The sequence below is a fragment of the Rhodanobacteraceae bacterium genome (assembly GCA_024234055.1).
In the GTDB taxonomy this organism is placed as follows: Bacteria; Pseudomonadota; Gammaproteobacteria; order Xanthomonadales; family SZUA-5; genus JADKFD01.
Map to the genome: position 1 here is coordinate 242,642 of JACKOW010000003.1, position 22,310 is coordinate 264,951.

Consider the following 22,310-nt stretch of genomic DNA (forward strand, 5'->3'; position numbering starts at 1 on the left):
GGTTGTCCGGCTGAGCCCGATCTCTGGCGACACCGCCCCCCGAGATCTTGGAATTGCTCTACTTTGCGTCCTTTGCGTCCTTTGCGGAAAATGTCTTGTTTCAGGTACTTGCGGCATGTTTGGTGGGAGCGGGCTCCGCCCGCGATGGCGGTACGGCAGCTGCGAGCATCGCGGCTGAAGCCGCTCCCACAGGGTGTCCGAGGCGGCTCTGGCCATCACGACAAGGCCGCCAGAAAGGCATCGTTCTCGGCCGGGGTACCGATGCTGACACGCAGGCAATTAGCCAGTCCGAGGTAATGACTGACATCGCGGACGATCACACCGGCCTGCTGCAGCCTTTGCCAACTGACGTGCGCCTCATCCACGCGGAAGGCGATGAAATTGGCGTCGCTCGGCCACTGCTGGCGCACGGCTGGATGCGAGGCCAGCGCCGCCTGCACGCGGACGCGCTCGCTGCGCGTCTGCGCCAGATGCGTGGTGCGCGCAGCGCTGGCCTCATCAGAGAATGCCGACAGGGCCGCGGCCAGACAGGGCGTGGGCACTGGATACGGAGCCATGATGCGGCGGATCAGGGCGATGATCTCGGAGGATGCAATCAGCACACCCAGTCTGGCGCCAGCCAGACCGTAGGCCTTGGACAAGGTCCGCAGCACGACCAGATTGGGCAGCTGCGGCATCCTGGTCGTGAGGGATGGGACATCGGCAAACTCGGCATAGGCCTCGTCGACGACCACCAGCGCACGACCCGCCAGATCAGCAGCCAGCGCGGCAATCGCATCGGCGGCGACGCTGCCGCCAGTGGGATTGTTGGGTGTGCAGACGAAGACCAGCTTGACCGGCTCAGCCAAGGCCGTTGCCCGAAGGGCGTCAAAGTCCGGTTTGAAGTCGTTGTCCGCCGTCAGCGGCACGCTCAATACCGCAGCGCCCTGCACGCCCGCGGCCACCGCATACATGCCGAAGGTCGGCGGCGAGATCAGCACCGCATCCTGACCGGCACGACAGAAGGCCCGCACCAGCAGATCGATGGCCTCATCGCTGCCGCGGCCGATGAACAACTGTTCGGTAGTCACGCCATAGCTTTGCGCAAGTTGCTCCAGCAGCGCGCGCGGTTGTGGATCGGGATAGCGATTGAGTGCCCAGGTATCGCCCACAAAGGGCGCATAGGGCGATTCATTGGCATTCAGCATCACGGCCGCGCTGCCCGCTTCCATGCGCGCCGAGCTGTAGGGCTTGAGCGCCAGCAGTTCCGGGCGTGCCAGATCGAGCACGCTCACGGCCGACCCTCGCTGGCAATCGCCCGCAAACGCAGCTGCACGGCCAGCGCATGTGCGGACAGGCCTTCGGCCTGAGCCATGGTGATGGCGGTGGGGCCAATGGCCTTGAGGCCTTCGGCGCTGGCTTCCTGGACCGTCACCAGTTTCTGGAAACTCTGCACCGACAAGCCACTCAGCGTGCGCGCATGGCCGTAAGTCGGCAGTACATGATTGGTGCCACTGGTGTAGTCGCCGAGCGATTCGGGCGTATAGCGGCCCAGGAACACCGAACCGGCGTTGTCCACCGACAGCAGTAGCCGCCGAGGATCGGCGACATTGAGGATCAGGTGCTCGGGCGCGTAGGCATTCGAGACTTCGATAGCCTGCTGCAGATCCTGCACCAGAATGGCCCGACCATGGGCCAGCGAGGCCGTGGCCTGATTCGATCGGGACAGACCTTCCAGCAATTCGCGCAGCGCCTCGTTGACAGTCTCCAGCAGCTCCCGACTGGGCGTGACCAGCAGGGCCTGCGAATCGTGACCATGTTCGGCCTGCGAGAGCAGATCAGCCGCGACAAATTCGGCATCGGCCATGGCATCGGCCACCACCAGCACTTCCGAAGGTCCTGCAGGCATGTCGATGGCCGGGCCGCCCTGTTGCTGCGACACCCGCATCTTGGCCGCCGTGACATAGGCATTGCCGGGACCGAACAGCTTGTCGCATCGGGGCACACTCTCGGTGCCGTAGGCCATGGCCGCGATTGCCTGGGCGCCACCGAGCTTGAAGACCCGGGTCACGCCGCAGGCGTGGGCCGCAAACAGCACCGCCGGATCGGCGCTGCCGTCGCTGCGCGGCGGCGTGCACAGCACGATCTGGCGGCATCCCGCCAGCCGCGCCGGCGTGCACAGCATCAACGCCGTCGACGGCAGCGGAGCGCTGCCGGCCGGCACATACAATCCCACATTGACGATGGGCAGCGGCAGGCGCTCGCACATCACGCCCGGCGCGGTCGACAGCGCCATCGGTTGAGGACGGGTTTCACGATGAAAGCGTTCAATGCGGTGACGCGAATCCTCGATGGCCTGTTTCAGCTCTACGCTGAGTTGGCCGGCGGCGGCGGCGAATTCCTCCGGCGTGACCTCGAAACTGGCCAGTTCGCAACCATCGAAGCGCCGCGTCAATGCCCGCAAGGCGCCATCGCCATCGGCCTTGACCTGTTCCAGCACCCGCTCGACCGCGGCCTGCAGCTCGGCACTGCTGCTGCTCGCCGGACGCGCCAGGACTGCCTCACGCTGCGCGGGCGTGGCGCTGGCCCAATCCAGCATCTGCATCTGGGTAAACTCGCTGATCGCACTCATGCCAGCATCTTCTCCACCGGCAGCACCACCAATTGAGTGGCCCCGGCTCGTTTCAGGTCTTCCATGTGCTGCCAGTTGATGGCCTCGTGGCAGATCGCCTGCACCGACAAGGTGTCTGCGGGCGCTTCCAGTCGCGACACCGACGGCGGATCACCCTTGGGCAGGGCCGCCAGAACCGCACCGAGTTGCGCACGGCCCACCTGCAGCAACACCAGTTTGGTCTCACGCACCCTGATGACACCGTCAATTCTGCGTAACAGCAGCTCACGCAGTTCAGTTCGTTCGTCGGCGTAATCCTGCGGCGCCCCGATCAGCACCGCCTGACTGTCCAGAATGGAGACCACTTCGCGCAGCTGATTGGCAATCAGGGTGGCACCGGAGGACACCAGATCGCAGATCAGATCGGCCGTGCCCAGGCGCGGCGCGATCTCGACCGAACCGTTGAGCACCACGATGTCGGCCTCGACCCCGTTGTGACTCAGGTAGTCGCGCAGCAGATTCGGATAGCTGGTGGCGATGCGCCGCCCTGCCAGGTCCTGCGGACCCTCGTAGCCTTCCTCCTGCGGCACCGCTATCGACAAGCGGCAGCGCCCGAAGCCCAATTCGCGCAGCTCGGCGAAGGGCGCAACGCTGCCCGGTCCACCCTCCAGCACCTGCTCTGCCGAGACATTGCGGCCGACAATGCCGAGTTCGCAAACGCCTTGGGCAATCAGCCCGGGGATATCGTCATCGCGCACCAGCAACAGATCGATGGGCATCGACTCGCCAAAGCAGAACAGCTTGTCCCGGCTCTGACGGAACTTGAGGCCGCAGCGGCCCAGCAGATCCTGCGAGGACTCCGACAGTCGTCCGGATTTCTGTACGGCAATGCGAAGTCGATCTCTGGGTTTGGTCATGGTCTTCATTCTGTCTGGCGGACACCAGGGGCATCCGCGTGAGGCTGAGGCTGCGCAGGAGCCGGATTGGCGCTGCGTTTGGCGGGTATCAGGGCGCTGAGCGAGCGTTCACGAGATGGCACCCCACGTCGCTTGCGTCTCGCGGGTGAAATGGCCAGATCAGTCGGTTTCCGAAGGCGGCCAGCGACCCTTGCGCTGCAGGCGCTTGGCTGCCAGCGCGTAACCCCCCTGCTCTCCCACCAGAAACCGGGCGACACGACCGATGGTGGTGACGCTGACCGCCGTGCGATCATGGATCTCGCGGTAGGCCACTTCGCGCAGCAGATAGGGAACCACACGCCAGCGATCGGTGAGCGCCTCAAGTTCCGCGGGCGTGGTCAGATCGCGCAGAAAGGCGCGCATCTCCTCCACCGTGCGCATCGACATCATCGCCTCGCAGAGAAAATCCAGCGAAGCGGTGTCGGAGGTTTCTGGCTGTACCGCTCGACGTTTCATTCACGTAATAGCGCGTTATTACAATGCGGCGGAGCATAGGGGCGATGCTGCATAGCGTCAAGGGCGGGAGTTTGCACCTCGTTCAGGTCCCGGGTCAGGTCGACACGGATCGCCGACAATCTGCCTCGTGGCGCTGCGGGCCCTCTGCGGCCGCCATGGACGCATGTACGGCGGCCAAGTGATTCCCGAAGCAAGGCTTGATAAGCGCGCCGCACCACCCCAGCATAGCCTGACCATCAAGATGTTCAGTACGCATCGCTCATGACTGACAAGCATATCCGCCTGGTGGAAGTTGGCCCCCGCGACGGTTTGCAGAACGAAGCCCGGCACTTGCCCACGGCCAGCAAGATCGAACTGATCGAGCGACTGGCGGCGGCGGGCCATCGCACGGTCGAGGCCACCAGCTTCGTCAGCCCCAAATGGGTACCGCAGATGGCCGATGCTGCCGACGTCTATGCCGGACTGCAGCAGCGGCCAGGCGTGGCCTATCCGGTGCTGGTTCCGAACCTGCAGGGCTATGAGCGCGCGCGCGCGGTGGGTGTGGCCGAGATAGCGGTGTTTGGCGCCGCCTCCGAAGCCTTCAGTCAGCGCAACATCAATGCCTCCATCGCCGAGTCGCTCGCCCGATTTGCGCCGGTGATCGAGCGTGCCCGCGCTGACCAGGTGCGCGTGCGCGGCTATGTTTCCACGGTGCTTGGCTGTCCCTACCAGGGCGAAGTCCCCTTGTCCGACGTAGTCCGGGTGGCGCGCACGCTGTATCAGATGGGCTGCTACGAGATTTCCCTGGGCGACACGATAGGCGTCGGCACGGCTGGCAAGGCCCGGGCCATGCTGAAGGCAGTGGCCACGGAGGTGCCGATGGTGGCGCTGGCCGTGCACTTCCACGACACTTACGGGCAGGCGCTGGCCAATACCCTGGCCTGTGTCGAGGAAGGCGTGCGCGTGGTCGACGCCTCGGTTGCAGGCCTTGGCGGATGTCCCTATGCCGCCGGCGCCAGCGGCAACGTCGCCAGCGAGGATGTGGTCTACCTGCTGCACGGCCTGGGCATGGAGACCGGTATCGATCTGTCCGCACTGGTGGAGACCGGCCGCTGGATCAGCACCCTGTTGCAACGAAACAATGGCAGCAAGGTGGGCCTGGCGTTCAAGAAGACGGCCTGAAAGATCGAATCCGGCGATGACGAATTCGTTCGCTCCCTGCTAACCTGAAGACTCCGCGGCTACGCAGCCCGCGCCGACCAGAACAGGGCCATGAAGCCAGCGCTTGCGCATCACCCTCAGATCGGTGCTCGTCTGCTTCCAGCGGCTGTCAGCGGCCAGCGGTGAGCACGCAGCCACCCTCGCTGTCGCGGCGGTCAGCGGTCGATCAGACGGCCCGCGAACTGCTGGAGTGGCTGAGCGAGCTGCGCGCCAAGGCCGCCGGCGACGGCCTGGACTCCAACGATCTGGCCGAGATCGCCCGACGCGTGGGCGAATTGCTGAAAATCGGCCGTTCCGCCGTTTCGCGTTATGTCGGACTGTTCGATGCGGCCGCCGATGCCATCACGCTGATCGACCGTAATGGCCATATTGTCGATGCCAACCTGGCAGCGGAAAGGATGTTCGGCTGGAGTCGTCAGGAACTGCGGGAGCGCAGCGTCTACGACCTCAATCCCAGCCTGCCGGCGAACCACATCGAGCGCATCTGGGACAATCTGGCGGTCGGCGAGAGTACCTCGACCGAGACCACCAATCGCTGCAAGGACGGCCGCCTGATTCCAGTCGAGGTGCACTCACGCGCCTATTTCGATCACGATCAGAAGCTGATCGTGGCCATCGCCCGCAACATCAGCGAACGCCTGCATTCGGAGCGTGAACTGCGCGCTGGAGAGGAGCGCTACGCGGCCTTGCTGCAGGCCGTGGACAAGGGTGTGATCGTCCATGACGCCAAGGGCCGCATCGTGTCGATGAACGCCTCGGCTGAACGCATCCTCGGCATGGACACCGAAGCTTCCGGCGATCTGTCCAGGATCACCGAGTGGGATTTGTATGACGACAACGGCCAGGCGATCGAATGGTCCGCCAATCCGGTGCTGCAAGCGGTGCGCACAGGACAGCGGGTCGAATCCACGGTGCTCGGCCTGGTTGATCGCCGCACCGGGCATGGCCGTTGGGTGGCCATCAGCGTCGTGCCGCAGTTTCGCGAAGGTGAATCCCAGCCCTTCCAGTTGATTTCCCTGTTCAGCGACATCACCGAACTGAAGCGCACCGCAGAGCTCTTCGACCAGGTGCAGGCGCTGGCCCGGATCGGCGGCTGGACCGTGGATCTCAAGCAGCACACGCTGTACTGGACCGAAGCACTCTATCACCTGTTGGGACGCGACCCCGGCGCGGGCATCGGCCGCGACGGGCTGGCGGAGATGCTGGTGCCGGAGGACCGGCAACGATTCGAGAACGCCGTCCGTCGCTCTGCCGAAACCGGCGCAGCACTTGACACCGAAGTGCGGGTGGCACACCCCTCCAACCGCATCATGTGGGTGCGCGTGCTCGGTCATGTCCAGAGTCGCCGTGGCGTTCCCTACCAGATGTCCGGAACGGTGCAGGAGATCACGTCGCGCAAGCTGGAAGAGGAACGGCTGCGACGGCAGGCACAGACCGATCCCCTGACCGGCCTGCTCAACCGCGATACGATCCTGGCCGGCCTCAGCGCTGCGCTGGTCGGCAACACTGGGCAGGCAGGCCCGGCGCTGATGTACGTGGATCTGGATCGCTTCAAGGTGGTCAACGACCTGATCGGACACACCGCCGGAGATCGCTTGCTGGTCGCCGCTGCGCGGCGTCTGCTGGGCGTGCTCCCCGAAGGCATCAGTGCCGGTCGATTCGGGGGTGACGAGTTCCTTGTCCTGATGCCCAGCGCGACCTCGGAGGAAGAGGTTTGCGCCCTCGCCGAAACCATCAGCGCCGCATTCGCCAAGCCATTTGCGCATTCCGGCGAGGAGTTTGTCATCACGCCGTCGATAGGCATCGCCCGCTATCCGAATGATGGCCTGAACGCGCAGCAGCTGCTGAACCATGCCGATGTCGCCATGTACGAGGCCAAGCGCCGCGGTCGCAACACCTGGCAGATGTTTTCTCCAGCACTGGCCCTGCAGCTGAAGGAACGCCTGCTGATCGAGACCCAACTGCGCCGGGCCATCGAAAACGAGGAGTTCTATCTGTTGTACCAGCCCAAGATCGACATGCGCACCGGCTGCGTGGTCGGTGCTGAAGCATTGCTGCGATGGCGCAGCCGGGTGCTTGGCGATCTGGCGCCCGACACCTTCATCCCGATCGCCGAGACCTCCGGCGACATCGTCCGGATTGGCGCCTTCGTGTTGGAACAGGCCTGCATGCAATGGCGCCTGTGGCACGAGCGCGGACTGACCGTGGGCCATGTCGCAGTCAATGTCTCTTTCCGGCAGTTCCTGGGCGAGAGCTTCGAACGCAATGTGCGCCGAGTGCTTGAGGCCACGGGCGTGCCTGCGCATGCGCTGGAACTGGAAATGACCGAACGCGCGCTGATCGAGGATGCGCCCGCCACCGAGCAGACCCTGGCGCGCCTGCGTGATCTGGGCGTGGCGATCAGCATCGACGATTTTGGCGAGGGCTACAGTGCTCTCGGCTATCTGCGGCGACTGCCTATCGCCGGCATCAAGATCTCGCATAATTTCATGCACGGCATCCCCGGTCACGAGACCGACGCCAAACTCTGTCGCGCCATCCTGCAGATGGCCCAGGCCCTGGGTCTGTCGGTGGTCGCCGAAGGCGTGGAGACCGTCGAACAGCGGGATTTCCTGCTGGAACTGGGCGCCCGCTATGCGCAGGGCTTCTACTTCTCCAAGCCCCTGAACGCCACGGAATTCGAGCGTTTCGCGCGCGATCGCGAGTGTGCCATCTAGCCGTTTCCAGACGCGAAGACGGCGGCGGATGCGCTTTCGCTATACTCCCGCGGCTTTGTACCCTCTGGAGGTTCTGTGCCGGCCAAAAGCCAGCCCGACAAGACGCGTGGATTTCTGATTCCCATTGGCGGAGCCGAAGACAAGATCGGCGCGACCAAGATTCTCAAGCGCTTCGTCAAGCTCTGCGGCCGTCGGCCGACCATTGCCATCATTCCGACCGCGTCCAGACGCGAGGATGCCGGCATCAATTATCAGGAACTGTTCTCTGGCTTCGACGCAGCGCAGACGCCGATCCTGCGATTTGCCCGGCGTGAGGATTGCGAAGACGACGCTGCCCTGGACACGCTCAAGAACTGCGATGGCGTGTTCATCACCGGCGGCAATCAACTGCGCCTGTCGACCACCATCGGCGGCACTTCGGTGGCGCGACTGTTGCGTCGTCGCAATGCCGACGGCATGCCCATCGCCGGCACCTCTGCCGGGGCAGCGATCATGCCCTCGCACATGATCTCGGGGGGCGAGGAAGGCGCCACGCCGCACGCAGGCATGGTCAGCCTGGCGCCGGGCCTGGGGCTGGTCAACAAGATCATGATCGACCAACACTTTCGCCAACGCGACCGGATTGGCCGACTGCTGACCGCGCTGGCGCTCAACCCCTTCGCCGTCGCCTTGGGCATCGACGAGGACACAGCGGCCTTCATCGGTCCCGACAACGTCCTGGAAGTGGTGGGCAGCAGCACCGTGCTGGTGCTGGACCCGTCCGAAGTGCGCCATTCCAGTCTGGCTGAGGCCGAACACGGCGAACCGGTCAGCATCACCAATGTGCGCCTGCATATTCTGACGCCAGGCATGCGTTACGACATCAATGCCCGTAGCGTCGAGGACATCGAATGAGCCTGCTGATTCGCGCAATCACCGCCCAGGACGACCCAGCCGTCGCCGCCATCATCCGGACCGTCATGCCCGAATTCGGTGCCGACGGGCCGGGTTTTGCGATTCACGATCCCGAAGTCGCGGCGATGAGCGCGGCCTATGCGCGGGCGCGGCATCGCTACTTTGTCGTCGACATCGATGGCCAGGTTGTCGGCGGTGCCGGCATCGCGCCCTTGTCTGGCGCTGACGAGGACGTCTGCGAATTGCGCAAGATGTACTTCCTGCCCCAGGCGCGCGGCATCGGCGCCGGCGCCGCCATGATGCGTACCTGCCTGGACTTTGCCCGCGGCGCCGGCTTCAGCCGCTGCTATCTGGAAACCCTGACCGGTATGGACCAGGCCCAGGCCTTGTACGAGAAAGTGGGATTCCGGCAGATTTCGGCGGCCATGGGCGCCACCGGACACTTTGCCTGCAACCGGTTTTATCTGTTGAGCCTTTGACGGGGCACGGGGCACGGGGCACGGCACGGGGCACGGGGCACGGGAAAGGCTACGGGAATCGGGCTCTTGTGGGTCCAGACAAGTCTGGACCTACAGCACTCCATGAACCCATATCGTAAGTTATTGATTTGACGTCCACGTGGGCACAGCGCCGGCTTCATCCACCTGTAGGAGCGCCCTTGTGGCGCGACCGCTACTGTGGACCTGCGGCTTGGCGGTCGCGACGCGAGGTCGCTCCTACAGGCAGCTTGTGGTTCATGGCGCGAGGGCGCGAGGGCGCGAGGGCGCGAGGGCATGAAAGAGCAACGGCGCGCGTCGAACCAGCTTTTTCGTGCCCTCGCGCCCTCGCGCCCTCGACTATTACGCTTCCCGCGCCACCGGAAAGCGCACCTGCACGCGCAAGCCCTTGCCGCCACTGCCCTCGCCGAGTTCGATGCTGGCTTTGTGCAGTTCGGCCACACGACGCACGATCGACAGACCGATGCCGCTGCCAGGGCCAGTCGCGTCCGGCTCGCGATGAAAGCGATGGAAGACCAACTCGCGCTGCCGCTGATCAATGCCTGGGCCCTGATCCTCAACCAGCAGCAGCACGCTGGCTCGTTCACGTTGCAAGGCGATGTCGACGGCGGCCTCCGCCGGGCCATGGCGGATGGCGTTCTCGATCAGATTGCGGGCCAGCACCGCCAGCAGCACCGGATCCCCGGACACCAGACAGCTTGAATCTCCGGAAAATGCCAGCTCGATGTTGCGGCGGTGCGCTTCCGGCGCCAGATCGGCAATGACTTGACGAATCACCGCGCCCAGATCCAGAGACTGGGCCTCCAGCTTCAGCGCCCCCCGTTCCAGCCGGGCCAATTCCAGCAGTTGCGACACCAGGCGCTCACAACGATCTATTCCTGCCCTCAGTCCCCGGCTTGAGGCGTCACGCGCGGCTTGATCCTTGCCCTCGGCCAGATTCTGGGCATGCAGCTTGATCGCCGAAATCGGCGTGCGCAGTTCATGTGCGGCATCGGCGGTGAAGCGCTTTTCATGTTCCAGCGTCGCCTGCACGCGCAGGAACAAGCGGTTGATCGACTGAATCAGGCCCGTCAGCTCCTGTGGCGCGGCCTTCACGTCGATGGGATGCAGCTGATCGGCCGGCCTGGCCTCCACCTCGTCCGCCACACGGGCGATGAACCGCGTCGCCCGGTTGACCACCAGCACGATCAGCACGGCGATGATCGGCAGCGCCAGCAAGGGCGGCAGCGCAGTGCCCACGGCAATCTCCGCTGCCAGTTCGCTACGGATATCGTCGCGCTCGGCCACCAGATACCAGCGACCACCGGCCCTGTGCAGCGCAAAGGTGCGCCAGATCGTGTCGCCCAGGCGCTGGCGGGCAAACCCGGGTCGCTCGGGCTTGCTGAATTCTGCCGGAGCATTATTCGACTGCAGCAAGCGCGCACCGTTCTCGGCATACACCAGGAAGGCGAGTTTGGTCTCGTAGGCATGACCGTCGTCGGTGGCCAGATCATCTCCGTCTCCCTCGATGTCGAGTTCAGGCACGCTCACGACCACCGCTTTTGTCTGGGCCTGCATCTGGTCCAGGCGATGCCCGACCAACGCCTGGAGTACCCGCGCCGACTGCGCCAATTTGGCGTCGAAGAGCTCTTTGGCCTCGTTGCGACTGGCGGCATAGCTGAGCAGAGTACTGATCGCTGCCGCCACGCCGATGGTCAGCAGCAGGGCCACCAGCAGCAGCCGGCGCAGGGATCTCACGGCTGCTGCTCGACCAGATAGCCCACGCCACGAATGGTGCGGATCAGTTCTGGATAGAGCTTCTTGCGCAGATGATGTACATGCACTTCCAGTGCATTGCTTTCCAGTGCTTCGTCCCAGCCGTAGACGCGCTGGACCACGGCGTCGCGGGTCAGCACCCGTCCGGCGTTCTCCAGCAGGCAACGCAGCAGCGCAAACTCGCGCCGTGGCAGATCGATCACCCGACCCTGATAGGTGCACAGGTGGGCGGCAGCATCCAGCCTGATCTCGCCATGGGTGAGGATGTTGCTGGCCTGTCCCAGCGAACGCCGGTGCAAGGCCCGAATCCGGGCCAGCAGCTCGTTCAGGTCGAAGGGTTTGACCATGTAATCGTCGGCACCCAGATCCAGCCCACGCACGCGATCGCTGATCTGGTCGCGCGCGGTCAACACCAGCACCGGCAGGCGCTTGCCGGCCTTGCGCACCGCGCTGAGCACGGCATGACCGTCCTGCCGCGGCAGTCCCAGGTCGAGCACGGCCAGATCAAATTCTTCCGAGGACAACGCGGCGATGGCAGCACTGCCGTCGCTGACCCAGTCGGCGGTGTAGCCATGGCGCTTGAGCGCAGCCACCAGGCCCTCGCCCAGCAGTGGGTCATCCTCGACGACCAGTATTCGCAAGTCCTGCCCTCCTGATATCCGATGATTGCCACTCAGCCGAGGTCGACCGACAGCCGCCACAAGCCATGGCCCGAGTCACGATACTTGCGCTCGAAGGGACTCACCGGCTCGTCGCTGGCATCGACGGCAGTGATGATGCCCTGATGGCCGCAGGCTTGCAGCGCCAATGCGAATTCGTCCACATACAGGCGCCAGTTGCTGCGCAGTTCCAGCTTGCCTCCCAGCGCCAGCAACTGTGGAAAGACCGGGTGGCCGTGCCAGCGTCGCTGCAGGTGCTCGGGCTTGGGCCAGGGGTTGGGATACCACAGACAATGGCGCAGCGGACGGAAGCCCTGCGCCAGCATCAGTCGCCACAGATCCTCCAGCGGCGCCCGCAGGCGCAGGGCGTTGGCAAGCTCGGCAGTGGCCCGACCCAGGCGCGCCTCCGACTGGTCGATACCGAGCACGGCGTGTGCCGGATGGCTCTCGGCCAGCAGTAGCGTGCTGGCCCCGGTTCCGCAACCGCTGTCCAGAATCAGCTGGCGGTCCGGATGCGCCTGCAGCCACTGTTGCAGGCGCTCGAACGCTGCCAGTGAATGCGCCGCATAGGGCCGCTGCCAGGCATGGCGGCGGTGCCGCTCGACCACGTCCAGCAGCCGTGGATGCGGCCCGGATTGCGGCGTCTCGATCATCGGCGAGTTGGCATACATCGCTGTCCGGCCTCTGATCCCCGGCGGTTCTGGTTATGATGCCCGCCCCAGACCGCAATATCGCCTATGTCCGGTGCCGCTCAATTTGTTGCCCTGCCCTCGCCAATGCCGCTGTTGCGTGGCGGTGAGTTGCGCGAGGCGGTCATCGCCTACGAAACCTGGGGCAAGCTGTCGCCAGCCCGGGACAATGCCATTCTGATCGTCACCGGCATGTCGCCGAGCGCCCATGCCGCCTCCAACGCGCAGGATCCAACCCCCGGTTGGTGGGAGCCGATGATCGGCCGCGATCGCAGCTTCGATACCGAACGCTATTTCATCATCTGCGTCAATTCCCTGGGGAGCTGCAAGGGCTCCACCGGTCCGGCCTCGCCGCATCCGGATGACGGCCTGCCCTACCGTTTGCGCTTTCCCTCGATCAGCATCGAGGATGTCGCCGATGGGGCCGCCGCGGTGGCCCGGGCGCTGGGCATCGAGCGCCTGCTGGCCGTGGTCGGCCCGAGCATGGGGGGCATGACCGCGCAGGCGATGGCACTGCGACATCCGCCGCTGGTGCCGAATCTGATCATCATGTCCTGCGCCGCGCGCTCGTCGGCCTTTGCCATCGCCCTGCGCTCGCTGCAGCGCCAGATCGTGCGCGCCGACCCCGCCTTTGCCAACGGCAACTATGCCCACGCCGCCGACGTCTCCAGCGGCATGGGCCTGGCGCGCAAACTGGGCGTGGCCACCTACCGCTCGCCGCTGGAATGGCGCGAGCGCTTCGGCCGCGAACGCCTGAGCGAGCGGGACGCCGATCCCTTCGCCAGCGAGTTCCAGATCGAATCCTATCTCGATGCCCATGCCCGACGCTGGTCGGGCGGTTTCGATCCGCTGAGTTATCTGTATCTGTCCAGGGCCATGGACTGGTTCGACCTGGCCGACTACGGTGGCAGTGTCGAGGCTGGCTGCCGACGAATGGCGGTCGAAAAAGCATTGGTGATCGGCGTCTCCACCGACATCCTGTTCCCGGTCGAGCAACAGGAGGAAATCGCCGAGGCCCTGACTGAGGCCGGCGCCGAGGTCGACTACCAAGCCCTGCCCTCCATCCAGGGCCATGACGCCTTCCTGGTCGACATTCCGCGCTTCGCGCCAGTGATCTCGCGTTTTCTGGATCGGCTGTAGGGTCTGCCAGCGTTCGGGCCGGGACCACACAATGCCGGATCCAAGAGCAGAATTTTCCGCAAAGGACGGTCAATACCGATTCCACTTCTCCGCGGCTCCGCGTGAGACGTCCGCCTTGCACCTGCCCGCAGCGACGATCTGACCCAAACGCCCTTTCGGCATTTGCCGTCTTCGCGTTCTTTGCGTCCTTCGCGGACCAATGCTCTGAACAAACCCGCTCAAGCTGCCAGCGATGTCGCTATCGGCTGGGTCTCGCAGCCCGGCAAGCGCAGCAGATCGAAGGGCCCACGACCGCTGGCGGCGGTGATCAGGCCTAGCACGCGTGAGGGTTCGGGGCCGACCATCTCCCAGCGGAAACGCCAGCTCCAGTTGTGGCCGCCGATGGTTCCCGGAATGTTCATGCGATGGGCGCTGTCCAGCCCGAGCACGTCCTGGAACTGACACACGGCGATGTTGGCCACCGAGTTGCAGCAGGCGCGGATCATGGCCCAGTGCACATCGTGGTCGCTGGCCGCCAGATAGCTGCCGGCGTAGGCACGCTCGCGCTCGCTGGCCCGATTCCACCAGCCACGCACCGTGTCGTTGTCATGAGTGCCGGTGTAAGCCACGAAATGTCGGCTCCAGTTGTGCGGCAGGAATTCGTCACTGGCGTCGCTGCCAAAACCGAACTGCAGGATCTTCATGCCGGGGAAGCCGCAACCATCACGCAGTTCCACCACATCGGGCGTGATCAGACCAAGGTCTTCGGCCACGATCGGCAACTCACCGAGCTCGGCACCGATGGCGTCGAACAAGGCCTTGCCCGGACCCGTCACCCACACGCCCTCTTCGGCCGTCGGGCAACTGGCGGGAATCTCGTAGTAGCCGGCGAATCCGCGGAAATGATCGATACGGAACACATCGGCCTGATGCAGGGCCCGACGCAGGCGTGCCGTCCACCAGCGGTAGTTCTCGGCGGCCATGCGATCCCAGCGGTACAAGGGATTGCCCCAGCGCTGGCCGGTCGGCGCCATGGCATCGGGTGGGCATCCGGCAACGACCGTGGGCTGGAAATCCTGATCCAGGAAGTACAGATCCGGCCGCGCCCAGCAATCCGAACTGTGGTGGGCGATGAAGATCGGCAGATCCCCCATCAGCGCGACATCGCGGGCATTGGCATAGGCCTTGAGTGCCACCGCCTGCGTGTCGAAACACCACTGCACGAATTGCCAGAAACGGATTTCCGATGCATGTGCCTTGCGCGCAGCGGCCAGTGCCACCGGATCGCGATCGCGCAGTTCGGCTGACCAGAACCACCAGGCACTGCCCTGATGCGCGGCCTCCAGCGCCATGAACAGGCTGTAGTCATCCAACCAGTGCGCCTGTTCGGTGCACCAGCGCCCGAAGGCGGCGCGATCGGCGGCAGCGGCCCGCGCTTCGAAACCGGCGGCGGCCAGTCGCAGTTGCGCCAGCCGCCACGGCACCACCCGGGAATAATCGACCCGCTGTGGATCGAAGCCGCCATCGGGCAGGGTCGGAGGCGGCAGCCAGCCCGAAGCCACCAGCGGTTCCAGCGCCACCATCAGTGGACTGCCGGCAAAGGCACTGACGCTCTGGTAGGGCGAATCGCCGGGACCGATGGGATTGATCGGCAACCATTGCCACAGGCGCTGCCCGGCCGCCGCCAGCCAATCGACGAAGCGGAAGGCATCCGGCCCGAAATCACCGATGCCGTGGGGACCGGGCAGAGAACTCAGGTGCAAGAGCACGCCGGAACTGCGTTGGTGTAGATCGATCATTGCAGACCCTCGGGTACATCAATACGAGCCAGCACCAGCAACGCCTGTGCCGGCACCAGCAGGGTGGGAAGCAAGACGGGAACCGCGCTCAGCGCCGGCCGCGTCGAGGGCAGCGGCAGGCGTTCGCCGCTACTGTCCAGACACAAGCACCAACCCTCGCCGGAAAGCGCAAACTCGCAGTCCTGCGGCGCTGGATTGAACATCAGACAGAGTTCGGCCTGATCAGCGCCAGCGGGCGTCATTTCGCAAGCGAAGGCACGCTGATCCGCGTCATGCCAGTCACTCACACGCATGTCGCGACCTGCGGGCGTCAGCCAGCGCACGCGCGCCCGCTGCGGGTCAGCGGCATCGGCAAACCAGTGTGGATGCCGTAACAAGGCATGCCCCTGGCGCAGCGCCAGCAATGCACCGACCAGGGACGAGTCGTCTTCATCCGCGTTCCAGTCCAGCCAGGCCAGCGGATTGTCCTGACAGTAGGCGTTGTTGTTGCCACGTTGGCTGTTGCCGTGCTCGTCGCCCGCCAACAGCATCGGTGTGCCCTGAGCCAAGAACAGCGTGGCCAGCAGCGCGCGCCGCACACGACGGCGCTGCAGCATCACCTGCGGATCGGTGCTGGGTCCTTCGATACCGAAATTGTGCGCCGGCTCGTCATTGCGACCATCGCGATTGTCCTCGCCATTGGCCTGATTGTGCTTGACAGCGTATGAGACCACATCGGCCAGGGTTCGCCCGTCGTGCGCGCTGACGAAATTGACGCTCGCCTGAGGCCTACGCAAGCCGTGATGGAAGAGATCGCTGGAACCGCAGAAGCGCCGGGCGAATTCGCCGCGGCTGCTGCCGCGGCCGCTGCTTTGCGGTAGCCAGTAGCGACGCACACTGTCCCGGAAACGATCGTTCCAATCGAGGAATCGCCCCGGGAACCGTCCCACCTGATAGCCGTTCGGGCCGATATCCCAGGGCTCGGCAATCAGATGCACCGCGGCCAGCAGCGGATCCTGCTGCAGAGCAACAAAAAAGGCGGCGTGAGGGTCGAATCCGTGGTCGTCACGACCGAGCACCGTGGCCAGATCAAAGCGGAAGCCGTCCACGCCCATGGTTTCAACCCAGTAGCGCAGCGAATCCAGCACGAACTGGGTGACCCGCGGGTGGGCCACATTGAGCGTGTTGCCGCAGCCACTCCAGTTCTCGCAGCGGCTGCGATCATCGGCGAGCGTGCGGTACCAGTTCGCATTGTCCAGGCCGCGAAAGCTCAAGGTCGGCCCCAGTTCATCGCTCTCGGCCGTGTGGTTGTAGACCACGTCCAGAATGACGTCGATGCCGGCCGCGTGCAGTGCTGACACCATCTCGCGGAACTCGGCAATCAAGGCTGTCGGATCTTCCCCCGGGCCGCCCAGGCGAGGATCGGGACTGAAGAATCCCAGGGTGTTGTAACCCCAGTAGTTGACCCGCCCGCCACGGCTGAGGGCGGCCTCGCTGATGGCGTAATGCACCGGCATCAATGCCAGTGTGTTGACCCCCAGCTGGTGGAAATGGGCAATGGCCAGCGGGTGCGCCAATGCCGCATAGCGACCACGCAACTCCTCCGGCATGCCGGGGAATTGCATGGAGAAGCCCTTGACGTGAACTTCGTACAGCACCAGGTCGGTCACGCGGTGGCGCGGACGCGCTCCGACCAGGGGAGCGAATGGCTCGGCCACCCGCGCCTTGAGGGCAAGGATGGCATTGTCCTGCGCATCGAAGGAGCGGGCACCGTCCGGATGACCGAGTGCGTAGCCGTAATGGCTGTCGCGCCAGCGAAAGCGGCCTACGATCTCGCGAGCCCAGGGGTCCAGCAGCAATTTGTTCGGATTGAAGCGATGGCCGTGCTCGGGGGCATAGGCGCCGTGCGCTCGGTAGCCATAGACCAGTCCGGCACCAAGACCCGGCAGAAACCCGCAGTGCACGCCGGCTTCCTCGGCCTGCAGCGGATAGCGACGAAGCTCGCGAGTGCCGCTGTGGTCGAACACGCAGAGCTCCACCCGTGTCGCGCCCTCCGACCACAGCGAGAAGTTCACACCCTCGGCGCAGACCATCGCACCGAAAGGTTCGGCCCGGCCGGGCAACAAGGTATCTGGCAGTCTCACATTCATGCCGGCAGCAGGTACAGCGTCGCCAAAGGCGGCAGGCAAAGGCTCAGGGAATGGCTACGGCCGTGGCTGGCCACCGCCTCGGCCCGAAGCACCTGTCCAGCGTTGCCGTTGTCACTGCCACCATAATGAGACGAATCAGTGTTCAGCACTTCGCGCCACTGATGCAGGCCCTCGGGCACCGGCAATCGGTAGTCATGGCGCGGCACCGGCGTGAAGTTGCAGACCACGATGGCGGCGCCGCCGGCACCGTCAAGACGAGCCCAGGCATAAACCGAGTTGGCGCTGTCATCGGCAATCAACCACTGGAATCCGGCCGTCTCGCAATCGAGTCGATGCAGCGCCGATTGCGCCCGGTACAGACGGTTGAGATCGCCGATCAGACGCTGCACCTGGGCGTGGCGCGGCTCATTCAGCAGATGCCAGGGCAAGGCCTGTTCGTGATTCCATTCCTGCGGCTGGGCAAATTCCTGGCCCATGAACAGCAGCTTCTTGCCCGGATGGCCCCACATGAAACCGTAGTACGCACGCAGATTGGCAAAGCGTTGCCAGTCATCGCCGGGCATCTTCGCCAGCATCGAGCCCTTGCCGTGCACCACCTCATCATGCGAGATCGGCAGCACGAAGTTCTCGCTGAAGGCATAGACCAAGCCGAAGCTGAGCTTGTCGTGATGCCAGCGCCGGTGCACCGGATCTTCGGCGATATAGCGCAGCGTGTCGTTCATCCAGCCCATGTTCCACTTGAAGTGAAAGCCCAGGCCACCGGCGTAGGTGGGCGCCGTCACCTGCGGAAAAGCCGTGGATTCCTCGGCCAGGGTGATGCTGCCCGGGCATTCCGTGCCCAGTTGCACATGCAGATTGCGCAGCAGCGCGATCGCCTCCAGATTCTCGCGGCCACCGTGCTGATTGGGTATCCACTCGCCGGCCTGTCGCGAATAGTCGCGGTAGAGCATCGACGCCACCGCATCCACACGTAGCCCATCGACCGCAAAACTCTCCAGCCAGTAGAGCGCGCTGCCGGTCAGAAAACTGGCCACCTCGGTGCGGCCGAAGTTGTAGATCAGGGTGTTCCAGTCGCGGTGGAAACCCTCGCGCGGATCGGCGTACTCGTACAGCGCGGTGCCATCGAACTGGGCCAGACCATGGGCATCGGCCGGGAAATGCGCCGGCACCCAGTCCAGCAACACGCCCACACCCCGGGCGTGACAGGCCGCGACAAAGCGAACCAGACCGTCAGGGTCACCAAAGCGCGAGCTCGGCGCGTACAGGCCCAGCGGCTGATAGCCCCAGGAACCATCAAAAGGATATTCGCTGACCGGCAACAACTCGATATGGGTGAATCCCAGCTCCGCCGCATAGGCCGGCAGTGTGGCGGCCAGTTCGTCCCAGCATGGAAACTCGCCCGTACCATGGCGCCAGGACGGCGCGTGGACCTCATAGATGCTGATCGGCGCCAAACGCTGATTGGCCTCGGCGCGTTCTGGCGGCAAGGCCTTCCGCGCGGGCAAGCCACTGATCCTGCTGGCGTTGTCGGGTCGCAACTGGGCGGCGAAGGCATAGGGATCTGCCTTCAGCGGCAACAACTGGCCATCGGCACCGACGATTTCGTACTTGTACAGATCGCCTGCCGCGACATGTGGAATGAAGATTTCCCAGATGCCGCCCTCATGACGCAGGCGCATCGGATGGCGACGTCCATCCCAGCCGTTGAAACTGCCGACCACGCTGACCCGGCGCGCATTCGGTGCCCACAGCGCAAAACGCACGCCATCGACCCCGCTCACCTCAAACGAATGCGCACCCAGCACCTGGTAAGGCCGCGGATGTTCGCCGCTACGCAGCGCCCGCAGCTCCGCATCAGAGATCAGGGCGCCAAAGGCATAGGCATCGGCATAGACACCGCTGCTGTCATCCTGCCAATGCACCGCCAGCCGGTACTCGAAGCGCTTGCGACGGCGCGGAATCCGACCTTCGAACCAGCCATCCTCACCCGCGTTCAGCACCGCCAACATCTGGCCGCTCGGCACCAGTTGCACCTCAACACGGCTGGCTCCCGGCAACAGCGCCCGCAGCCACAGCTGGCCTCGCCCGTCAGCGTGCAGCCCGAGCACCGCGAAGGGATCGCCGTGGCGAGCCTCCAGCAGGGCCTGGCGCTGATCCTGATCAAGCATGGTGCGGCAACGCCCGCAACAGACCACTGCGATTCAGAGCCGCGGGCGACCAGACCTGTTCGATGTAGTCGCGCACGCTGCGATCGGCAGAGAACCGGCCCATGCCGGCGATATTGCGCAGCGCACAGGCAGCCCACTGCTGCGGATCGGCATACAGGGCATCGACCCGCGCTTGCGCCTGCAGATAGTCGTCAAAGTCCGCCAGCAGGAAGTAGCGATCGCGATGCAGCAGACTGTCGACCAGATCGCGGTGGCGGGCGGGCTCGCCCGGCGAGAAACCGCCACCGGCGATGGCATCGAGCACCCGCCGCAGGCGGAGATCCTGTTCGACATACAGGCTGGGGTCGTAGCCCGTCGCCCGCAATCCTGCCAGCTGCTCCACGCGCAGACCGAATTCGAAGACATCAGAAACGCCGATGGCCTCGGCCATCTCGATGTTGGCACCGTCCCAGGTACCGATGGTCAGGGCACCGTTCATGGCGAACTTCATGTTGCCCGTGCCGGAAGCCTCGGTGCCCGCTGTCGAGATCTGTTCGGACAGATCGGCCGCTGGGATGATCACCTCGGCCATACTGACGCCGTAGTTGGGCAGAAACACCAGTTTCAGACGACCAGCCACGCGCGGATCGCTGTTGACCACGCGGGCGATGTCGTGGGCCAGCTGAATGATCTGCTTGGCCACCCGATAGGCCGACGCCGCCTTGCCGGCGATGATTACGGTACGCGGCACCCAGGGCTTTCCATTGATACCGGCGGGCTGCTCCAGAATGGCTTGATATCGGGATACCACATGCAGCAGGTTGAGCAGTTGCCGCTTGTACTCGTGGATGCGCTTGATCTGCACGTCGTACAGGCTGTCAGCCTGGACGAATGGGCCAAGATCGCGGCGGATCAGGGTAGCCAGGCGCTGTTTGTTGGTCTGCTTGACCGCGAGAAAGCGGGCTTGCAGCTGGGCATCACCTGCCAGCGGGCGCAGCTTGGCCAATTCCTCCAGATTGCGCCGCCAGCCGCTGCCGATGGCCTCGTCGAGCAAGCCCGACAAGGACGGATTGGCCTGCTGCAGCCAGCGCCGGGGCGTGACCCCGTTGGTCACGTTGAAGAAGCGCTCCGGGTACAACCGTGCGTAATCGGCAAAGATGGTCCGCACCATCAGTTGTGAATGCAGTGCAGCCACTCCGTTGATCTTGTGCGAGGCAACGATGGCGAGCCCAGCCATGCGGATCCGCCGGCCCTGGCCTTCATCGATCAACGAGATTCGCTGCACCAGCGCCTCATCGCCGGGGAAACGTCGGCGCACATCGGCCAGCAGGCGTTCGTTGATCTGGTAGATCACTTCCAGATGTCGCGGCAGCCAGCGCTCGAACAGACTCACCGGCCAGGTTTCCAGGGCCTCGGGCAACAGCGTGTGGTTGGTATACGACAAGGCCTGTCGGGTGATGCGCCAGGCCTCGCCCCATTCGAGCCCGTGCTCATCCAGCAGCAGGCGCATCAACTCAGCCGGCGCCAGCGCCGGATGGGTGTCATTGAGATGGATGGCGTTGCGCTGGCCGAGCTGGGCAATAGGCCCTCCCTCCTGCAGGTGTCGCGCGATCAGATCCTGCAGCGACGCCGAGACCAGAAAAGCCTCCTGCTTCAGCCGCAACTCGCGACCAGCGTCGGTGCTGTCATCCGGATACAGCACCCAGTTGAGCACATCGGCGTCCAGCCGGTGCTGCGCCGCCGCCGGATAGTCACCACGGCAGAAAGCCGCGAAATCGATGCTCTCGCTGGCTTCTGCATGCCATTGGCGGAGCGTGGCCACCCGCTCGCTCTGATGGGCGGGAACGATGAAATCATAGGCCCGGGCGACGATGCGCTGCGCCGGTGTCCAATAGCGGCCGGCGCCTTCGGCATTGACCCGCCCACCAAAGCCGACCACGTAATGCAGGTCCGGGCGAGCCACCTCCCAGGGATTGCCGGAGCGCAGCCAGTCGTCAGGCACTTCAATCTGACGACCATCCTGGATACGCTGGGCAAACATGCCGTAGCGGTAACGCAGGCCATAGCCGAAAGCCGGCAAACCGACTTCGGCAAAGGAATCCAGAAAGCAGGCCGCCAGGCGACCCAGACCGCCATTGCCCAGCGCGGCATCGACCTCGCCCTCCAGCACATCGGCAAGCTCCAGGCCCAGTTTGGCCAGCATCTCGCGCAGGGTCTCGATGCAGGACAAGGCCGCCATCGCATTGCCCAAGGCACGACCCAGCAGAAACTCCATCGACAGATAGTGCACACGTCGCGCCTGACCCGCCGACACCGCAGCGGCGTCCTCGACCTGGGTGCGCCCCCAACGTGTCAGCAGTGCATCGCGGCAGACGTCTGCCAGGGCCCGGAACAGCGCCGACCGACGCTGCTCGCGCGAGGCCCCTGCGGTCAGGGGCTGCTGCGCCAATCGAGCATCCAGCGCGTCGCGCAGCGAGGGCCGGATGGGCACATCAACAACTTCGATCATGCAGCGCTCGCTTTCTGGCTGAGGAAGGGATGTCGCGCTTCTCCTGGCGCAAACGGGACCGGTCGGATGCCGAAGGGCAAGCGCCAGAGCACCCGTCTCGGGCGGCCCCGGGCAGCTTAATGGCCGAGCCCGAAACTGCGGCGCAGGTGCAAACGTATTCATGATCCTGCCGACCCTGGACGAAGGTCCAGGTG

At 64.7% G+C, this 22,310-nt stretch carries 16 protein-coding genes; 5 read left to right on the top strand and 11 right to left on the bottom strand.

The features are described from left to right. Positions 1–215 precede the first annotated feature (215 nt). From hisC to H7A19_08460, 4 genes are all read right to left on the bottom strand, one after another. Positions 216–1,274 carry a histidinol-phosphate transaminase gene (hisC, locus tag H7A19_08445; GenBank protein ID MCP5474858.1) on the bottom strand — a complete coding sequence of 353 codons (1,059 nt, stop codon included), beginning with the start codon at positions 1,272–1,274 and terminating at the stop codon, positions 216–218. Beyond that, positions 1,271–2,584: a histidinol dehydrogenase gene (gene hisD / locus H7A19_08450; protein MCP5474859.1), complete on the bottom strand. Its 1,314-nt coding sequence runs from the start codon at positions 2,582–2,584 to the stop codon at positions 1,271–1,273. The genes hisC and hisD overlap by 4 nt, the downstream gene beginning before the upstream one ends. 23 nt (positions 2,585–2,607) lie before the next feature. After that, positions 2,608–3,516 (bottom strand): ATP phosphoribosyltransferase, encoded by a 909-nt coding sequence (locus tag H7A19_08455; protein ID MCP5474860.1) that lies wholly within the window; start codon positions 3,514–3,516, stop codon positions 2,608–2,610. A 150-nt stretch (positions 3,517–3,666) separates the two neighbouring features. Then, a complete protein-coding gene (locus H7A19_08460; protein ID MCP5474861.1) occupies positions 3,667–4,002 on the bottom strand; it encodes a DNA-binding transcriptional regulator in 336 nt (111 codons plus the stop codon). Between the two features lie 261 nt (positions 4,003–4,263). Here H7A19_08460 and H7A19_08465 point away from each other — a divergent pair, with 261 nt between their 5' ends. The 4 genes from H7A19_08465 to H7A19_08480 all read left to right on the top strand — a co-directional run bounded on the left by H7A19_08465 (position 4,264) and on the right by H7A19_08480 (position 9,292). Continuing rightward, the gene (locus H7A19_08465) at positions 4,264–5,163 is read left to right on the top strand and encodes a hydroxymethylglutaryl-CoA lyase (protein MCP5474862.1); all 900 of its coding nucleotides are present in this window, start codon (positions 4,264–4,266) and stop codon (positions 5,161–5,163) included. A 161-nt stretch (positions 5,164–5,324) separates the two neighbouring features. Then, the gene (locus tag H7A19_08470; GenBank protein ID MCP5474863.1) at positions 5,325–7,919 is read left to right on the top strand and encodes an EAL domain-containing protein; all 2,595 of its coding nucleotides are present in this window, start codon (positions 5,325–5,327) and stop codon (positions 7,917–7,919) included. 123 nt (positions 7,920–8,042) lie between these two features. Further along, positions 8,043–8,813 (top strand): cyanophycinase, encoded by a 771-nt coding sequence (locus H7A19_08475; GenBank protein MCP5474864.1) that lies wholly within the window; start codon positions 8,043–8,045, stop codon positions 8,811–8,813. Beyond that, positions 8,810–9,292: a GNAT family N-acetyltransferase gene (locus H7A19_08480; GenBank protein MCP5474865.1), complete on the top strand. Its 483-nt coding sequence runs from the start codon at positions 8,810–8,812 to the stop codon at positions 9,290–9,292. Before H7A19_08475 ends, H7A19_08480 begins: the two co-directional genes overlap by 4 nt. Before the next feature lie 360 nt (positions 9,293–9,652). Here H7A19_08480 and H7A19_08485 read toward each other — a convergent pair whose 3' ends face one another. From H7A19_08485 to H7A19_08495, 3 genes are read right to left on the bottom strand one after another with little or no spacing between them, the layout of a single operon-like run. Beyond that, complete coding sequence (locus H7A19_08485; GenBank protein MCP5474866.1) at positions 9,653–11,047, bottom strand: sensor histidine kinase N-terminal domain-containing protein; 1,395 nt, start codon at positions 11,045–11,047, stop codon at positions 9,653–9,655. Then, positions 11,044–11,706 carry a response regulator gene (locus H7A19_08490; GenBank protein ID MCP5474867.1) on the bottom strand — a complete coding sequence of 221 codons (663 nt, stop codon included), beginning with the start codon at positions 11,704–11,706 and terminating at the stop codon, positions 11,044–11,046. The genes H7A19_08485 and H7A19_08490 overlap by 4 nt, the downstream gene beginning before the upstream one ends. 32 nt (positions 11,707–11,738) lie before the next feature. After that, positions 11,739–12,395 carry a methyltransferase domain-containing protein gene (locus tag H7A19_08495; protein MCP5474868.1) on the bottom strand — a complete coding sequence of 219 codons (657 nt, stop codon included), beginning with the start codon at positions 12,393–12,395 and terminating at the stop codon, positions 11,739–11,741. Between the two features lie 66 nt (positions 12,396–12,461). Between H7A19_08495 and H7A19_08500 the strand changes: the two genes are divergently transcribed. Beyond that, positions 12,462–13,553, top strand: coding sequence for a homoserine O-acetyltransferase (locus tag H7A19_08500; GenBank protein ID MCP5474869.1), 1,092 nt, complete (start codon positions 12,462–12,464; stop codon positions 13,551–13,553). 218 nt (positions 13,554–13,771) lie between these two features. Here the strand turns inward: H7A19_08500 and malQ are convergent, their stop codons facing one another. Genes malQ through H7A19_08520 form a run of 4 tightly spaced genes read right to left on the bottom strand, consistent with a single transcriptional unit; the run spans position 13,772 to position 22,116 of the window. After that, complete coding sequence (malQ, locus tag H7A19_08505) at positions 13,772–15,331, bottom strand: 4-alpha-glucanotransferase (GenBank protein MCP5474870.1); 1,560 nt, start codon at positions 15,329–15,331, stop codon at positions 13,772–13,774. Next, positions 15,328–17,460, bottom strand: coding sequence for a glycogen debranching protein GlgX (gene glgX / locus H7A19_08510; GenBank protein ID MCP5474871.1), 2,133 nt, complete (start codon positions 17,458–17,460; stop codon positions 15,328–15,330). The genes malQ and glgX overlap by 4 nt, the downstream gene beginning before the upstream one ends. After that, positions 17,457–19,628 carry a 1,4-alpha-glucan branching protein GlgB gene (gene glgB / locus H7A19_08515; protein MCP5474872.1) on the bottom strand — a complete coding sequence of 724 codons (2,172 nt, stop codon included), beginning with the start codon at positions 19,626–19,628 and terminating at the stop codon, positions 17,457–17,459. Before glgB ends, glgX begins: the two co-directional genes overlap by 4 nt. Continuing rightward, positions 19,621–22,116, bottom strand: coding sequence for a glycogen/starch/alpha-glucan phosphorylase (locus tag H7A19_08520; GenBank protein MCP5474873.1), 2,496 nt, complete (start codon positions 22,114–22,116; stop codon positions 19,621–19,623). The genes glgB and H7A19_08520 overlap by 8 nt, the downstream gene beginning before the upstream one ends. Between the last annotated feature and the right edge of the window lie 194 nt (positions 22,117–22,310).